General features: G+C 75.0%; 13 protein-coding genes. 11 read left to right on the top strand and 2 right to left on the bottom strand.

Annotated features, from left to right (window positions below; translation table 11 throughout):
• Positions 1 to 35 precede the first annotated feature (35 nt).
• The gene (gene moeZ / locus BJY14_RS12025; RefSeq protein ID WP_179843687.1) at positions 36 to 1217 is read right to left on the bottom strand and encodes an adenylyltransferase/sulfurtransferase MoeZ; all 1182 of its coding nucleotides are present in this window, start codon (positions 1215 to 1217) and stop codon (positions 36 to 38) included.
• A 219-nt stretch (positions 1218 to 1436) separates the two neighbouring features.
• Between moeZ and BJY14_RS12020 the strand changes: the two genes are divergently transcribed.
• The 11 genes from BJY14_RS12020 to BJY14_RS11965 all read left to right on the top strand — a co-directional run bounded on the left by BJY14_RS12020 (position 1437) and on the right by BJY14_RS11965 (position 14607).
• The gene (locus BJY14_RS12020) at positions 1437 to 1628 is read left to right on the top strand and encodes a hypothetical protein (protein WP_179843686.1); all 192 of its coding nucleotides are present in this window, start codon (positions 1437 to 1439) and stop codon (positions 1626 to 1628) included.
• Positions 1629 to 1684: 56 nt separating this feature from the next.
• Positions 1685 to 1876 carry a CsbD family protein gene (locus BJY14_RS12015; protein ID WP_179843685.1) on the top strand — a complete coding sequence of 64 codons (192 nt, stop codon included), beginning with the start codon at positions 1685 to 1687 and terminating at the stop codon, positions 1874 to 1876.
• Between the two features lie 146 nt (positions 1877 to 2022).
• Positions 2023 to 2919 (top strand): hypothetical protein, encoded by an 897-nt coding sequence (locus BJY14_RS12010; RefSeq protein ID WP_179843684.1) that lies wholly within the window; start codon positions 2023 to 2025, stop codon positions 2917 to 2919.
• 53 nt (positions 2920 to 2972) lie between these two features.
• Positions 2973 to 4166: a S8 family serine peptidase gene (locus BJY14_RS12005; protein ID WP_312879157.1), complete on the top strand. Its 1194-nt coding sequence runs from the start codon at positions 2973 to 2975 to the stop codon at positions 4164 to 4166.
• 24 nt (positions 4167 to 4190) lie between these two features.
• Positions 4191 to 4940: a hypothetical protein gene (locus BJY14_RS12000; RefSeq protein WP_179843683.1), complete on the top strand. Its 750-nt coding sequence runs from the start codon at positions 4191 to 4193 to the stop codon at positions 4938 to 4940.
• On the top strand, positions 4934 to 6217 hold the full coding sequence (locus BJY14_RS11995; protein WP_312879156.1) for a S8 family serine peptidase: 1284 nt from the start codon (positions 4934 to 4936) through the stop codon (positions 6215 to 6217). Before BJY14_RS12000 ends, BJY14_RS11995 begins: the two co-directional genes overlap by 7 nt.
• 4 nt (positions 6218 to 6221) lie before the next feature.
• Entirely contained in the window at positions 6222 to 6524 is a 303-nt protein-coding gene (locus BJY14_RS11990) for an MGMT family protein (protein WP_179843682.1), read from the top strand.
• A gap of 141 nt (positions 6525 to 6665) precedes the next feature.
• On the top strand, positions 6666 to 9791 hold the full coding sequence (locus BJY14_RS11985; RefSeq protein ID WP_179843681.1) for an ATP-dependent helicase: 3126 nt from the start codon (positions 6666 to 6668) through the stop codon (positions 9789 to 9791).
• 19 nt (positions 9792 to 9810) lie between these two features.
• On the top strand, positions 9811 to 13392 hold the full coding sequence (locus BJY14_RS45095; protein WP_312879155.1) for an ATP-dependent helicase: 3582 nt from the start codon (positions 9811 to 9813) through the stop codon (positions 13390 to 13392).
• 72 nt (positions 13393 to 13464) lie between these two features.
• A complete protein-coding gene (locus tag BJY14_RS11970) occupies positions 13465 to 14244 on the top strand; it encodes a class I SAM-dependent methyltransferase (protein ID WP_179843680.1) in 780 nt (259 codons plus the stop codon).
• Positions 14245 to 14298: 54 nt separating this feature from the next.
• The gene (locus BJY14_RS11965; RefSeq protein WP_179843679.1) at positions 14299 to 14607 is read left to right on the top strand and encodes a hypothetical protein; all 309 of its coding nucleotides are present in this window, start codon (positions 14299 to 14301) and stop codon (positions 14605 to 14607) included.
• Here BJY14_RS11965 and BJY14_RS11960 read toward each other — a convergent pair.
• A complete protein-coding gene (locus BJY14_RS11960) occupies positions 14552 to 16252 on the bottom strand; it encodes an AMP-binding protein (protein ID WP_312879785.1) in 1701 nt (566 codons plus the stop codon). The two genes, BJY14_RS11965 and BJY14_RS11960, sit on opposite strands and share 56 nt — an antisense overlap.
• Between the last annotated feature and the right edge of the window lie 96 nt (positions 16253 to 16348).

Below are 16348 nucleotides of genomic sequence, written 5' to 3'. Positions count from 1 at the left end.
GACCCGGGACGGGTTCGGGGGCCTTCCGGCGGGCGTCAGTAGGACGGGAGGCTGGGGTCGATCTGGTTGACCCAGGCCAGGACGCCGCCGCCGACGTGGACGGCGTCGCCGAAGCCGGCGTTCTTCACGACGGCGAGGGCCTCGGCGGAGCGGACGCCCGACTTGCAGTGCAGGACGATCTTCTTGTCCTGCGGCAGGCGCTCCAGGGCGGAGCCGTTCAGGAACTCGCCCTTGGGGATGAGCGTGGCGCCCGGGATCGCGACGATCTCGTACTCGTTGGGCTCGCGGACGTCCACCAGGAAGATGTCGTCGGCCCGGTCCTGCATGGCCTTGAGGTCGTGCACGGAGATCGTGGAGTCCCGGACCGCCTCGGCGGCCTCGTCGGAGACCGCGCCGCAGAACGCCTCGTAGTCCTCCAGCAGTTCGGTCTGCGTCGGGTTCTTGCCGCACAGCGGGCACTCGGGGTCCTTGCGGACCTTGACCGAGCGGTAGGTCATCTCCAGGGCGTCGTAGACCATCAGCCGGCCGACGAGCGGCTCGCCGATGCCGGTCAGCAGCTTGATGGCCTCGTTCACCTGGATGGAGCCGATCGACGCGCACAGCACGCCGAGCACCCCGCCCTCGGCGCAGGAGGGCACCATGCCGGGCGGCGGCGGCTCGGGGTAGAGGCAGCGGTAGCAGGGGCCGTGCTCGGCCCAGAACACCGACGCCTGGCCGTCGAACCGGTAGATCGAGCCCCACACGTACGGCTTGCCGAGCAGGACGGCGGCGTCGTTCACCATGTAGCGGGTGGCGAAGTTGTCGGTGCCGTCCACGATCAGGTCGTAGCCGGAGAAGATGTCCATGATGTTGTCGCGGTCGAGCGCGGTGTCGTGCACCACCACGTCGATCAGCGGGTTGATCTCACGGACGGTCTCGGCGGCCGACTCGACCTTGGGCTTGCCGAGCGAGGACTGCCGGTGGATGATCTGCCGCTGCAGGTTGGACTCGTCCACGACGTCGAAGTCGATGACGCCGAGGGTGCCCACCCCGGCGGCGGCCAGGTAGAGCAGGGCGGGGGAACCGAGGCCGCCCGCGCCGACGACCAGGACCTTGGCGTTCTTGAGGCGCTTCTGCCCGGCCATGCCCACGTCGGGAATGATCAGGTGCCGCGAGTAGCGGTTGACCTCGTCGCGGGTGAGCTCCGGGGCGGGCTCGACCAGAGGTGGCAACGACACGGTGAATGCTCCTGTGCTGGCGCTCGACGTTCAAGGACGGCGGGACGTCATCGTCCTCCCAGGGCACAACCTTGCCATGTGCTGCGGCATTCCCGGCAGGCGCCCGCCGGACGGTTGCCCGTGTCTCATCCGGTACCGGAATGGATCGCCATAAAAGGGGCACCGTACGGGCGCGAGGCCGGCGACCGGACCGGCCGCGGGTGAGGAGAGGTGACGGGCATGGGTTTCATGAAGAGGCTCAAGGGGGAGCGGGCCGGGCGCCGGACGGCGGGGAGGCGGCGCAAGCCGAGCCCGCGCGAGCAGCGGGCGGCGATGCGCACGGAGCAGGCCGAGGCGAAGCTCCTGGAGACCGAGGCCCTCATCCACGAGGAGGCGGAGCGGCTGCGCCGCGGCACCCGGACGACCGCATAATCCGGGCTATCGGGGGCATAGCCGGTTGTACGACTCTCCGTACAGGAGGAGGAACCATGGGTTTCCTCGACAAGTTGAAGAACAAGGCGCAACAGGCCAAGGGCCGGGGCAAGGAGGAGGCCGGGCGGCAGTCCGGTGACCCCTACCTGGAGGCCGAGGGCAAGAGCGACCGCGCGTCCGGCGGCGCCAAGCAGGCCGGCGAGAAGGTCAAGGACGCCGCCAAGGAGGCGAAGCGCTCCGTGGAGTGAGCCGCGGACCCGACCTCTGACCGCGGTACCGCGCGGACCGGGGCCCCTCCGAGGAGGGGCCTCCTCCGTCGCTCTGGCGAGGAGTGCCGGCCGCCTTCGCGGGATGACAGGCGGAATGTCGTGAAGCGCCGTTAATCTTGGCTGTTGTGGCATTCCTGCCCCCCTCCCAGCAGCCGCCCCCGCCGCGGTCCCCGCACCCGCCCGGCATGCCCGGCGGCCCCCGCCCGCCCGGACCACCCGGTCCGCCCGCGCGCCCGTTCGGCGCGCCGCCGCGACCGGCGGGCACGGCCGGCCCGCCGACGGTCCTCGGGCTGACCGGCCGCCAGTGGACGATCGCGGCGCTGGTCGTCGGCTGCTGCTACCTCGTCGCCACGGGGATCTCCTTCCTCGGGACGTGGACGACGCTCGAACGCGAGCCCACGAACGCCGAACTCCAGATCGCCGCCAACAAGGAGGTCGCGCGGCGCTGGGAGGCGTGGCCCGCGCGGCGCGTGTTCCCCGACCGGCTCAGCTACCGTCCGACGGGCAACCACACCGAGTACGCGTCCCGGACGGGGATCGTCCCGGACGCCGGCTGCGTCCAGGGCGTGGACGAGGAGATCGCGACGACGATCACCAGGCACGGCTGCCTGGCCGTCCTGCGCGCGACCTACGTCGACCAGTTGCAGGGCGTCGCCGTCACCGTCGGCGTGGTGGCGTTCCCCGACCCGTGGAAGGCCGACCGGGCCTTCAAGGAGCTCCCCGGATCGAAGGGCCCGGACGGGACGGGCTCCGTCCGCCCCGCCCTGCGCGCCGCCGCGTTCCCGGGCACGGCGTCCGCCCGCTTCACCGACGAGGCCCGGCAGGACCGGACGATCGACCGCGGCGGCCCCTACGTCGTGCTGACCGCCTCCGGCCAGGCCGACGGGCGCCCCGCCTCCGTGATCAAGAAGGAGCGTCCGGGCGAGCCGTTCGCGGTGTCCCCGCAGATCGCCCACACGATCGCGCGGGCGCTGTCGGCCAAGGCGCTGCCCGACTGCGACCTGCCCGAGTGGCAATGCTGAGGCGGGCACGGGGAAGCGGAGGGCGGACGAGGCGCCGGAGCCTGCCCGCGGCGGTGGGAGCGGCGGTGCTGGCCGGGAGCTGGCTGATGCCCGTCCACGCGCACGCGGACGTGGTCAGGGACGCCCAGCGTCCCATCCTCGCGCTGCTCGGCATGGAGACCGCCTGGAAGGTGACCAAGGGCGCCGGGGTGACGGTCGGGGTCGTCGACTCGGGCGTCGACCCCACGCAGCCGGACCTGCGCGGCAAGGTCACCGTCGGCCCCAACATGCTCGCCGGGATCGACGCCGGGACGACGCCCGCGCGGCTCCACGGCACCGGGATGTCGACGCTGATCGCCGGGCGGGGGCACGGCCCCGGCGGCCGCTCCGGGGTCATCGGCATGGCCCCGCAGGCGCGCATCCTCGCCGTCCGGACGATCGGCGAGCCGGAGGACGCCAGCTACCGCCGCTTCCGGGCGGCGGGCAGCGCGAACGACGCGCTGGCGCGCGGCATCCGCTACGCCGCCGACCACGGTGCCGACGTCATCAACCTGTCGCTCGGCAGCGGGGACGACGACCCCGCCGAGCGCGAGGCCGTCTCCTACGCCATCGGCAAGGGCGTCGTGGTGGTCTCGGCCGTCGGCAACGACGGCGACGAGGACCGGCTGCTGGACGGCGACGGCTTCGCGCCGTACTTCTACCCGGCGTCCTTCCCGGGCGTGATCGCGGTCGCGGCGACCGAGCCCGGCCACACCCGCGCGCCGTTCTCCAACCGCAACTACTCCGTGCTGCTGTCGGCGCCGGGCACGGGCCTGCCCGTCGGGGCCCCGGGCGGCCGGTACCTCGCGAGCTCCGGCACCAGCGACGCCAGCGCGATCGTCGCCGGGATCGCGGCGCTGATCCGTGCGAAGCACCCCCGGATGGCGCCCGCGCTCGTCGCCCAGGCGCTGATCCAGAGCACCCGGCACGGCCCGTCGGGCGGCTACGACCCGAACGTCGGGTTCGGGGAGGTGCACGCGGCCCGCGCCCTGTCCGCGGCGGACTCGCTGGCCACGGCGTCGCCCGGCCCGGCGCAGGCCAAGCCCGCCGGGCAGCGGTTCGGGAAGGAGGACCCCGGCCCGGTGGAGGTCATCGAGCGGCCCTTCTGGGTCCGCCCGCTGATCATCGTGATCGTGCTCCTCGGGCTCGGCGGGACGGCCGGGGGCATCGCGCTCGCGGTCGCGTTCCGGCGGCGCCACCCCGGGCGGCCGCCCGCCGCCCCGTCCTGACCCCCCTTGGGCTACGCTCCGCTGGTGTCGCGCGCCGAGATCTCCGCCCCGGACGGCGAGCCGGAACCGGGCGGACGGAGCGTCTCCCGCAGGACGGCCGCGCTGGTCGCGGCCCTGGCGTGCGCGACGGTCCTCGCCGTCGCCGGGGTGCGGCTGACCGCCGAGCTGACCCGCGCCCCCACCCCGGCCGAGCGCGCGGCGGCCGCGGCGGCGGAGCCGTCCGTCCGCTACCGGACCTGGACCGCCGGGCGGATCTTTCCCGCGGGCCTGCCCTACCGGCTCGGCCAGGCGTCCGCCGAGACGGCCCGCCGGGTGGGGATCGGTCCCGACACCCGCTGCGAGACGGCCGTGGACGACGCGTTCGCGCGGACCCTCACGGCCCGCGGCTGCCGCGCCGCGCTCCGCGCCACCTACCTCGACCAGGCGCAGGGGCTGGCGGTCACGGTCGGCGTGGTCGTGTTCCCGGACGAGCGGGCCGCGCGCGAGGCCGTCGCCTGGTTCCCGTCCCGGAGGCAGGGGCCGGGGCTCCGCGCGCTGCCGTTCCCGGATTCGGTGGCCGCCCGGTTCGGCGACACCGCCCGGCAAACGTCCAGCGCCGCGCAGCGCGGTCCGTACGTGGTCGCGGCGACCGCCGGTTACGCCGACGGACGTCCCGCGATGCGCGGCTCCCCGGCCGACGCGGCCGAGCTGGCGCCGCAGCTCGTCCAGAGCGTCCTGCGGCCGCTGACCGCACCCGCCCCGGTCCGCTGCGGCGCCCGGGAGTGGCGGTGCTGAGGCGCTGGGCGGTGCTGAGGAGCGCGACCGCCGGGGCCGCCGCGCTGGCGCTGGCCGCGGCCCCCGCCGCCCCGCCGGCCCGCGCCGCCGGGCCCCGAAGCGCCGCGCTCGCCTCCGACCCGGTGCGGGACGGGGTCACGCCCGTCCTGGAGTCCCTGAACGTGCCGCGCGCCTGGGCGACGTCCAGGGGCGGCGGCGCGACCGTCGCCGTGCTCGACTCGGGCGTGGACGCGGGGCAGGCCGACCTCGCGGGCTCCGTCACCACCGGGCCCGACTACACGCGCGGCGCGAACCCGCCCGGCGTCGCGCCCAAGCGGCTGCACGGCACCAACATGGCGTCGATCATCGCCGGGCACGGGCACGGCCCCGGCGGCGCCGAGGGGGTCGTCGGCGTCGCGCCCGAGGCGCGGCTGCTGTCGCTGCGGGTGATCCTGGAGCGCGACGAGCCGGGCTTCGCGGAGTTCACCGGCGGCGGGCGCTACACGGGCACGATCGCCCAGGGCATCCGGTACGCCGTCGACCACGGCGCCGACGTGGTCAACCTGTCGCTCGGCCGCTCCTACCCCACGCCGCGCGAGCGCGACGCCGTCGCCTACGCGATCAGCCGGAACGTCGTCGTGGTCGCCGCCGCGGGCAACAGCGGAGCCGAGGACGACCCCCGCGGGGTGGGAGGCCGGTCCGCCCCGCCGCGCGGGGCGCGGCGCCCCGGGGGCGGCGGGTCCGCCGGGTACTTCTACCCGGCGTCGTTCCCCGGCGTGATCTCCGTGGCCGCCGTGGACGCGCGGGGCCGGCGCGCCGGGTTCTCCAACCGCAACTCCGGCGTCGTCGTGTCCGCGCCCGGCGTGCAGATCATCGGCGCGGGCCCGGACGGCCGGTACTGGATCGGGGACGGCACGAGCCCGGCGACCGCGTTCGTGTCCGGCGTCGCCGCGCTCATCCGGTCGCGCCACCGCGGCCTCGCCCCCGCGCTGGTCACGCAGGCCATCGTGGCGAGCACCGGGAACCGCCCGGCGCGCGGCTACGACCGGGGCGTCGGGTTCGGGCGGGTCGACGCCGCAGCCGCGCTCGCCGCGTCCGACACCCTGGCGGCGGCGCGGACGGGCGGTGCGGGACTGCCGGCCGGGAAGCGGTTCGCGGCCGGTCCGGTCCGTCCCGTCCAGGTCGTGCACCGCTCGGGCGGGCTCGTCCTCACCTACCTGCTGATCTGCGCGCTGTCCCTGCTCGGCCTGGCGGGCGCCGCCGTCCTGCTGCGCGCCGAGCGCGAACCTGGAGAATGAGCGGATGTGGTCGGAACCTGACGAGTACGCCGAGGCGGTGCTGGACGCGGTGGAGCGCATCCCGCCGGGCCGCGTCCTGTCCTACGGCGACGTGGCCGAGCTGGTCGGGCGGGGCGGGCCGCGGCAGGTCGGGCGCGTGATGTCGCTGTACGGGGGCGCCGTCCCGTGGTGGCGGGTGATCCGCGCGGACGGGAACCCGCCGAGCGGCCACGAGCTCCAGGCCCACGAGAACTACCGCGCCGAGGGGACGCCGCTGCGCCCGGACGGCCGCCGCGTCGACATGGCCCGCGCCAGGTGGACGGGGTAGTACTGCTTGTCGCATTTCTCTCTAGCGACATGCGTGCGTTGTGGTCAGAACGGTCCCTGTGATCTGTTCCAATGAACTGTTGTGCCGTCAGCTTCCTACCGTCTCGTGCGACGCGCGGGTCCCGCGCGGAGCGTCCCGCCTGTGCTCGACGAGCAGCAGCGGCGGGTGGTCGAGCATGCCGGCGGGCCGATGCTGGTGCTGGCGGGGCCGGGCACCGGGAAGACGACGACGATCGTGGAGGCGGTCGTCGACCGTATCGAGAACCGCGGCGTCGACCCCGAGCGGGTGCTCGTCCTGACGTTCAGCCGCAAGGCGGCGGGGGAGCTGCGCGAGCGCATCACCGGCCGCCTGCACCGGACGACGCGGACGCCGCTGGCGCTCACCTTCCACGGCTATGCGTACGCGCTGATCCGGCGGGACGCCGTGCTGAACGAGGAACCGGCCCCGCGGCTGCTGTCCGGCCCGGAGCAGCTGCTGGAGGTGCGGCGGCTGCTGGAGGGCGAGCTCGCGGACGGCGCCCGCGACTGGCCCGAGCGGCTGAGGGCCGCCCTGGCGACGCGCGGGTTCGCCGAGGAGCTGCGCGACTTCGCCCTGCGCGCGGTCGAGCGGCAGTACGCCGCCGAAGACCTCGCCGCTCTCGGGCGCGTGAGGGGCCGCGACGACTGGGCCGCCATCGGCGGGTTCATGGAGCGGTACGTGGACCGGTTCCTGCTCGACCCCGTCCCCACCTACGACTACGGCGAGCTGATCCACCTGGCCGCGGGCATGCTCGCGGACGAGGAGGTGCGGATCCGGGAGCGCGACGCCTACGACGCGGTGTTCGTGGACGAGTACCAGGACACCGACCCCGCGCAGGAGGCTCTCCTGCACCACCTCGCGGGCGAGGGGCGCGACCTGGTCGTGGTCGGCGACCCGGACCAGTCGATCTACGGGTTCCGGGGCGCCGACGTGCGCGGCATCCAGGAGTTCCCGGCCCGCTTCCCGACCCTGGGCGGCGACCCGGCGCCCGTGGTGGCGCTGCGGACGTGCCGCCGGATGGGGCCCGAGATCCTCACCGCGTCGCGCCGCGTCGCGCGGCGGCTGCCCGCCGGGTCGGCGGGCGCCGCCGAGCACCGCGCGCTGCGGCCGGTGGAGGAGCTGGACGAGGGCGAGGTGCGCGCGGTCATCGCCGACTCCGAGAGCCAGGAGTCCGCGCTGGTGGCCGACGAGCTGCGCCGCGCCCACCTGCTCGACGGCGTGCCCTGGTCGCGGATGGCGGTCCTGGTGCGCAGCGCCGTGCGGCAGGTCCCGGTGCTGCGGCGGGCGCTGGCCCAGGCCGGAGTGCCGGTGGTCGTCGCCGGTGACGAGGTGCCGCTGGTGGGGGAGCCCGCCGTCCGGCCGTTCCTCGTCCTGCTGCGGGCCGCGCTGAAGAAGGGCTTCCTGGACGAGGTCGTGGCCGAGGACCTCCTGACCGGGCCGCTGGGCGGCGCCGACGCGCTCGCGATGCGCCGCCTCAAGCGCGCTCTGCGCGACCTCGAGGAGCTGTCGGGCGGGCCGCGAGAAGAGGCTCGCCCGCTGGGCGATCTGCTGGTCGCGGCGGTGAACGACCCCCGCGAGCTGGTGCTGGTCAACGAGAGGGTCCGCGCGCCCGCCGAGCGGATCGCGAACCTGATCGAGGTGGCGCGGCGCAGCGTGCACGACGGCGGCACCGCCGAGGACGTGCTGTGGGCCGTGTGGCAGGAGAGCGGCCAGGCCGACGTGCTGCTGGAGCAGAGCGTCAAGGGCGGGACGCGCGGCGCGGCGGCCGACCGCGACCTCGACGCGGTGGTGGCGCTGTTCGATCACGCCGCGCGGTTCGTGGACCGGCTTCCCCAGGCGGGGCCCGAGCTGTTCGTCGACAACATCGCCTCCCAGGAGATCGCCGGTGACACGCTGGCCGAGCAGGCGCCCGAGGGCGAGGCGGTCCGGATCCTCACCGCGCACCGCTCCAAGGGCCTGGAGTGGGACGTGGTCGTCGTCGCGGGCGTCCAGGAGGGCGTCTGGCCCGACGTCCGGCTGCGCGGGTCGCTGCTCGGCGTCGAGGAGCTGATCGAGCACGCGGCCGGCGCCGAGCCCGACGGGGACGCCGCCGCCGGGGCCTCGATGGCCGCCAAGATGCTCGACGAGGAGCGGCGCCTGTTCTACGTGGCGGTCACGCGCGCCCGCAGGCGGCTCGTGGTGACGGCCGTCGGGGGCGACGACACCGAGGAGAGGCCGTCCCGCTTCCTGAACGAGCTGCTGCCCGGCGCGATCGAGCAGTCCCAGCTGGACGAGAAGACCCGCTGGCTGTCGCTGTCGGCGCTGGTGGCCGACCTGCGCTCGGTCGTCGGCGACCCGGCCCGCCCGGAGCCGCTGCGGCGGGCGGCGGCCGGGCACCTGGCCCGCCTGGCGCGCGCGGGCGTGCGCGGCGCGAGGCCGGAGAACTGGTACGCCATCACCGCCCTGTCGGACGGCGGGCCCGCGTTCGCCGAGGACGAGCCCATCGCGATCTCGCCGTCCCAGGTCGAGGCGTTCACCACGTGCGGGCTGCGCTGGCTGCTCGCCTCGGCGGTCGGCGCCCAGGAGGGCGGGCCCAACGAGTACAGCACGATGGGCAAGGTCGTCCATGCCGTCGCCGAGATGGCGGGCGCGGACGACGGCGTCGACGAGGTGCACGTCGCGCGGCGCCTCGACGAGATCTGGAAGGATCTGGAGTTCCGCAGTTCGTGGTACTCGGAGAAGCAGCGCGAGCAGGCCGCGACGATGGTCGACAAGTTCCTCGCCTGGCACCGCGACAACCCCAACGAGGTCGTCGCGCTGGAGGAGTCGTTCAAGGTCGACCTCGGCCGCGTCGTCATCAAGGGCCGCATCGACCGCGCCGAACGCGACGAGCAGGGCCGCGCCGTCATCATCGACATCAAGACCTCCACGACCGCCGTCCCGAAGGACGACCTCGCCCGGCATCCGCAGCTCGGCGTGTACCAGTACGCGGTGATGCTCGGCGCGTTCGAGCGGCACGGGCTGATCGAGCCGGGCGGCGCGAAGCTGATCCAGGTCGGCAAGGCCGCGTTCACGGCGAAGGCGCGCGAGCAGGAGCAGCCCCCGCCCGCCGAGGACGCCGACCCCGAGTGGCCGAAGAAGCTCGTCGAGATCGTCGCCACGGGGATGGCCGGCGACGTCTTCCAGGCCAGGGCGAACGACAAGTGTCGCACCTGTCCCGTACGCTCCTGCTGCCCCGTCCATGACGAGGGCGGGCAGGTGGGTGACTGACTAGCTCGGGGGGAGCGAGGTGATCACGCCGGGAGAACTGGCCCGGCTGCTGGAGATCCCGGCGCCGACGGAGGAGCAGACCCGGGTGATCGAGGCGCCGATGGCGCCGATGGCGGTGATCGCCGGCGCCGGGTCGGGCAAGAGCGAGACGATGGCCGCGCGGGTCGTGTGGCTGGTCGCGAACGGCTTCGTCCGGCCGGAGCGCGTCCTCGGGCTCACCTTCACCCGCAAGGCCGCCGCCGAGCTCGGCGCGCGCGTGCGCAAGCGGCTCGACAGGCTCCGCGAGGTCCTGCCGGGCGACGAGCTCGAACGGCTGGGCGGCGAGGCCCTGTTCGACGGCGAGCCGATGGTGTCCACGTACCACTCGTACGCGGCGCGGCTCTTCGGCGACCACGCCCTGCGCGAGGCGCTCGAACCGACGATGCGTCTGATCTCGCCGGCCGTCGCCTGGCAGATCTGCTCGCGGGTGGTCGACGCCTACCACGGCCCCATGGACCGGATCGAATGGCAGCCCGACACCGTCACCAAGGCCGTCATGGAGCTCTCCGGCGACCTGTCGGAGCATCTGCGCACGGCCGAGGACGTCCGCAAGGTCGGCGCGTGGCTCGACGAGCGGCTCGCCGTGGTGAAGAAGCCGCTCAAGGCGCAGCGCGACATCCTCGCCAAGCACGCCGTCCGCGAGCAGCTGATGCCGCTCATCGAGGCGTACGGGCGCGCCAAGGCCGACCGCGAGGTCATCGACCACGGCGACCAGATGGCCCTGGCGGCCCGCATCGCCTACAGGCACCCCGAGGTCGGGATGATCGAGCGGTCCCGGTTCTCGGTCGTCCTGCTGGACGAGTACCAGGACACCAGCCAGGCGCAGCTCGTCCTGCTCAAGTCGCTGTTCGCGGGCGGGCATCCCGTGACGGCCGTCGGCGACCCGTGCCAGTCCATCTACGGGTGGCGCGGCGCGAGCGCCGGGAACCTGCTGCGGTTCGCCTACGACTTCCCCTCGCAGCCGGCGGCGGCCCCCGGGGGGCGCCCCGTGGCGGCGCCGGTCGTCCAGCTCAGCCGGTCGTTCCGCAACGGCGAGCAGATCCTGGAGGCGGCGGCGAGGGTGCAGGAGGAGCTGCGCGCCGAGACGCAGGCCGTTCCTCGCCTCGTCCCGGGCGCCGGGCGCGAGGGGCGCGGGCGCGTCGAGTGCGCCCTGTTCCCCACCGTCGAGGACGAGGCCGACCGCATCGCCGCGCGCATCGCCGGGCTCATGGCCTCCGACCCCGGCACCGCCCCGGACGGCGGCCCCCAGACCGAGCCGCTCCGCTACTCCGACGTGGCCGTCCTCGCCCGGAAGCGGTCGCAGTTCCCGCTGATCAGGCGGGCCCTGGAGGCGCGCGGCATCCCGGTCGAGGTGGTCGGCCTCGGCGGCCTCCTCACCGTCCCCGAGGTGCAGGACGTCGTCGCCACGCTGCGCGTCATGCACGACCCGACCGCCGGCGCGTCCCTCGCCCGGCTGCTCACCGGCCCGCGCTGGCGCCTCGGCCCCCGCGACCTCGTCGCCCTCGGCCGCCGCGCCCGCGCCCTGGCCCAGGAGTCGGCCCGCGACATCACCCGCCCCGACCCCGCCGCCGCACCGCAGGAGGGCCCCGGCTCCGAGCCCGGCGGAGGGCTCGCCCCCGCGTCCGGCAGCGGTTCCGCCGGCGTGCCGACCGCCGAGCCCGCCCCCGCATCCGCCCCCGCCACTGCATCCGCCACCGCGCCCGCTCCCGCGTCCGGCGGGGAGCCCGGCGAGGGATCCGACCCCGCGTCCGGCAGCGTGCCGACCGCCGCGTCCGAGCCCGCGTCCGAGCCCGCGTCCGGCGTCGCCCCCGGCGAGGGGGAGGCCGGGGACGATCCGCTGCGGCAGCTCGTCAGCGAGCTGAACCAGGAGACCGGCAGCCTCGTCGACGCGCTCGACGACCTCGGCGCGCCCGACGCGTTCTCGCCCGAGGGGTACGGGCGCCTGCGCCGCCTCCGCGACGAGCTGCGCGTCCTGCGCGGCCAGGTCGGGCTGCCGCTGCCCGACCTCGTCAACGAGGCCGAGCGCGCGCTCGGCCTCGACATCGAGGTCGCGGCGCGGTCCGGGCTCGACCCCGTCACCGCCCGCGCCGACCTCGACGCGTTCATCGACGCGGCCGCCACGTTCGCGGGCGACGCCGAAGACCCGACGCTCGGCGCGTTCCTCGCCTACCTCAAGGCCGCCGAGACCGAGGAGTTCGGGCTGGAGGCCGGGCGGGTCGGGGAGACCGACAGCGTCAAGCTCCTCACCGTGCACGCCTCCAAGGGGCTGGAATGGCCGGTCGTCGTCGTCCCCGGGCTGGCGTTCACGCCGCAGAAGAACGGCTCCCCCGCCAAGGGGTCGATCTTCCCTTCACCGCCGCAGAACGCCACCCGCTGGACGGCGAACCCGCGCGTCCTGCCGTTCATGCTGCGCGGCGACCGCGCCGACCTGCCCGCGCTCACCGGGCTGGAGAAGGACGACCTCTCCGCGTTCGACCAGGCGTGCTCCGAGCGCGACCTGCGGGAGGAGCGGCGGCTCGCCTACGTCGCGGTCACCCGCGCGTCCAGCCTGCTGATCACCACCGGCTACTGGTGGGGGTCCTCGGGGCGCCCGCTCGGCCCTTCGCCGTTCCTGGAGGAGGTGCGGGCGGTCTGCCTCGCCGGGGCCGGGTCCGTCGCCGCGTGGGCCGACCCGCCGGAGGAGGGCGCCGCCAACCCGCTGCTCGCCGACCCGGAGGAGGCGCAGTGGCCCGCCGCGCCGGGCGAGCGCGGCCGCTCCGACGTGTCGGCGCGGGCGCGCTACGAGGCGGTCGTGGAGGGGGCCCGCATGGTCGAGGACGAGATGGCCGGGCGCACCCGCCACTGGGCCGGGAACAGCGGCCTGTCCGACGCCGACCGGGGACGCATGACGGCGTGGGCGCGCGACGTCGAGCTGCTGCTCGCCGAGCGCGACCGGGGGCGCGGAGGCGACGGCCTGCTCGTCGAGCTGCCCGCGCACCTGTCGGTGTCGTCGCTGGTGTCGCTGGCGCGCGACCCGGCGGCGCTCGCGCGGCAGATCCGCCGGCCCATGCCGCGCCCGCCCGCCCCCTACGCGCGGCGCGGCACCGCGTTCCACGCCTGGCTGGAGGGCCGCTGGGGGCAGCAGCGCCTCCTCGACCCCGACGAGCTGCCCGGCGCCGCCGACGAGGGCGCCGCCGACGACGCGCACCTGGCGACGCTGCGCGAGCGCTTCGAGCGGTCGGAGTGGGCGGCGCGCGAGCCGCTCGACGTCGAGGTGCCGTTCGAGACCATCATCGGCGACCGGCTGGTCCGGGGCCGGATGGACGCCGTGTTCCGGTCCCGGGACGGCGGATACGAGGTCGTCGACTGGAAGACCGGCTCCCCGCCGCGCGGCGAGGAGGCCCGGTTCGCCGCCGTGCAGCTCGCCGCGTACCGGCTGGCGTGGGCCCAGCTCGCCGGGGTGGCGGTCGAGCAGGTCAGCGCCGCGTTCCACTACGTCTCCGCCGAGGTCACCGTCCGTCCCGCCGACCTGCTCGACGCCGCCGGGCTCGCCGCGCTGCTGGACGGCGTCCCCGCCGCCTGAGCGTTTCGCCGCCGCCTCTGTTCACCGTGCGTGGTTTCGGGGATGATCCGGGCAACCATCCGAGGAGGCGGCGTGTCGGTGACCCATGACGAGAAGGTGGTACGGGAGTTCTCCAAGCAGGCGGCCGGGTTCTCCGACCCGAGGCTGAACACGGCGTTCACCCGCCACCTGGACCGGCTCGTCCGGTTCATGGACCCCGAACTCGATCTGGAGGACGTCGTTCTGGAGGTCGCCGCCGGGACCGGCATCGTGTCCCGCGCGATCGCCCGCCGCGTCCGGCACGTGACGGCGCTCGACATCACGCCCGCGATGCTCGCCGAAGGCAAGCGCGACGCCGACCACGCCGGCCTCACCAACGTCACCTTCGCGCACGGCGACGCCACCGCCCTGCCCTACCTCGACCGGTCGTTCACGCTCGTCGTCACCCGCTTCTCGCTGCACCAGGTCGCCGACCCCGGGGCCGTCGTGAAGGAGATGGCCCGGGTCAGCCGGCCCGGCGCCGCGCTGATCATCGCCGACCTGGTCCGGCCCGAGGGCCTGGCCGGCGACCCCGACCGGATCGAGCGCCTCCGCGACCCCTCGCACGGCGAGGCCCTCACCGAGGCGCGGATCACCGAGCTCGTCACGGGGGCGGGCGCGACGGTGAAGCGCGCCGACCGGTTCGACCTCGGCCGCCCGCTGGACCCGTGGCTGGAGTTCTCGCACACCCCTCCGGAGGCCGCGGCGCGGATCAGGCGGGAGCTGGAGGACGAGCTGGCGGGGGGACCGGCCACCGGCATGCGCCCGAGCATGGTCGACGGCGCCCTGCACTTCACGCACTCCTACCTCTTCCAGCAGGCCATCGTCGGATAACGTTTTCGAGCAAACTTTCGACGCGTGTGACGCGTGTGGTCTATGTTGTCGAACATGGGTTCTAGCACCGTGCGCTCCCTCGATCGCGAGCCCGCCGCGCTGGCGATGCGCATCGGCGTGGTCGCGGCCGAGGCCGCCCTCGCCACCTTCGCCCGCAACCTCGACCTGGACGACCTGGCCGACGGCGTCGACTTCCAGGGCGCCATCGGGCCCGCCGAATGGCCGGTGTTCTCCCTGGTCATCGACACCCTCGCCGAGGCCGGGCCGGGCGACCGCCGGACGCTGGACGAGCGCCGCGCCGACGCCCTCAACGACCTCGCCCGCATCTGCATGGCGGCCAAGCGGCGCGCCGGCGCCGCCTGACCCTCGGGACGGGGTGCGCCCGGGACCTCGCGGCCCTGGGCCCGGGCGTTCCCTCAACGGTCGCCGGGAGCCCGCCGCCTGACCTTGCCGGTGCTGGTGCGGGCAGTTCGCGGACGAACCGGATGTCCCGCGGGACCTTGTACCGGGCCAGGTGCGCGCGCACGTACTCCTTGAGGTCGTCCTCGGTGACGGCCGCCCCCTCGTTTCTGACGACGTGCGCGGCGAGCCGCTGCCCGAACCTCTCGTCGTCCACCCCGGCCACCGACGCGTCCGCGACGTCCGGGTGGCCGCCGAGCAGGTTCTCCACCTCCCCGGGGAACACGTTCTCCCCGCCTGAGACGATCATGTCGTCGGCGCGGCCGTCGATGAACAGCCGTCCCGCCGCGTCGAAGTGCCCGAGGTCGCCGGTGCCGGTCAGCCCGCCGCGCACCCGCCTGCCGCCGCCCCCGGTGTAGCCGGCGAACCGCAGGCCGCCGCCGGTGTGGACCTCCCCGGTCTCGCCCGCGGGCAGCTCCCGCCCGTCCTGCCCGAGCACCTTGATCGTGAGCCGGAAGGACGGCCGGCCGACCGTCCCGGGCGCGGCCCGCAGGTCCTCGGGCGTGGCGATCGTGGCCCACCCGGTCTCGGTCGCGCCGTACACGTTGACGAGCACGTCGCCGAACGCGTCCATGAACGCCTCGGACAGGTGCGGGTGCAGGGCGGCCCCGCCGCACACGACCGCCCGCAGCGCCGGCGTCGGCGGCGCGTCCCGCACGTCCAGGATGCGCTGGAGCATCACCGGCACCGCCACGAGCGCCTCCGCCCCGGTGTCCGCGATCGTCTCCAGCGTCCGCCGCGGGTCGAAGCGGCGGGACAGCACGAGCGGCGCCCCCATGGCGAGCCCGACCGTCGTGTACGCGAAGCCGAGCAGGTGGAAGAGCGGTGGCCCGACGACCATCGGCGCGCCCGACCGGACGGGAACGCGCATCAGATGACTCAGGGCCGCGGGCAGCAGCGAGGACGCGGACAGATCGTGCCGCGCCCCCTTGGGGGTGCCGGTCGTCCCGGACGTCATGAGGACCACCCGGCCGGCCCGGCCGGGCTTGACGGGTTCGGCGGTGGTCTCCGCGATCAGCGAGTCGATCGTCGCGGCCCCCTCCTCGGCCCAGGCGAGCACCCGTTGCCCGTCGAACCCCGACTCCTCGACGGCCGGGGCGAACTCCTCGTCGTGAACGAGCAGCTCGATCCCCTCGCGTTCGAGGACCTGCCCCAGCTGCCTGCCGGAGAAGTCGGTGTTCAGCAGCACGACGTCATTGCCGAGCCGCGACGCCGCGAGGACCGTTTCGACGAACCCGCGGTGGTTGCGGCACAGGACTCCGACCTTCCCGTCCCCCACCCGGCCGCCGAGCGCCGTGGCCAGCGACGCCGCCCGCCGTTCGAGTTCCGCGTAGGACAGCTCCCCGCGCTCGTCGATCAGGGCCGTCCGCTCGGGGAACCGCAGTGCCGCCATGGCGCCGAGCGTCGCGGGCACGGGCCCGAACCGCACGTACGGGAACAGCAGCCGAACCGCCCGATCAGGCCGGACGGGCCGCACCACTCCGGAGTCCCGCACCGCCCGGGCCGCCCTGACCCCCGCCTCCGCAGCACCCCGCACCCGCTCAAGCACCAGCAAGCCACTCCTCCGATGACCCGACGCCGTCCGCCCCCGGCATACCCGCCTTTCCTCCAGGCAAAGGCATCATCTGCCAACGGCCAACGGCGA

The sequence above is a fragment of the Actinomadura luteofluorescens genome, assembly GCF_013409365.1.
GTDB lineage: Bacteria > Actinomycetota > Actinomycetes > Streptosporangiales > Streptosporangiaceae > Spirillospora > Spirillospora luteofluorescens.
This window is presented reverse-complemented; position numbering and strand designations above follow the sequence as displayed.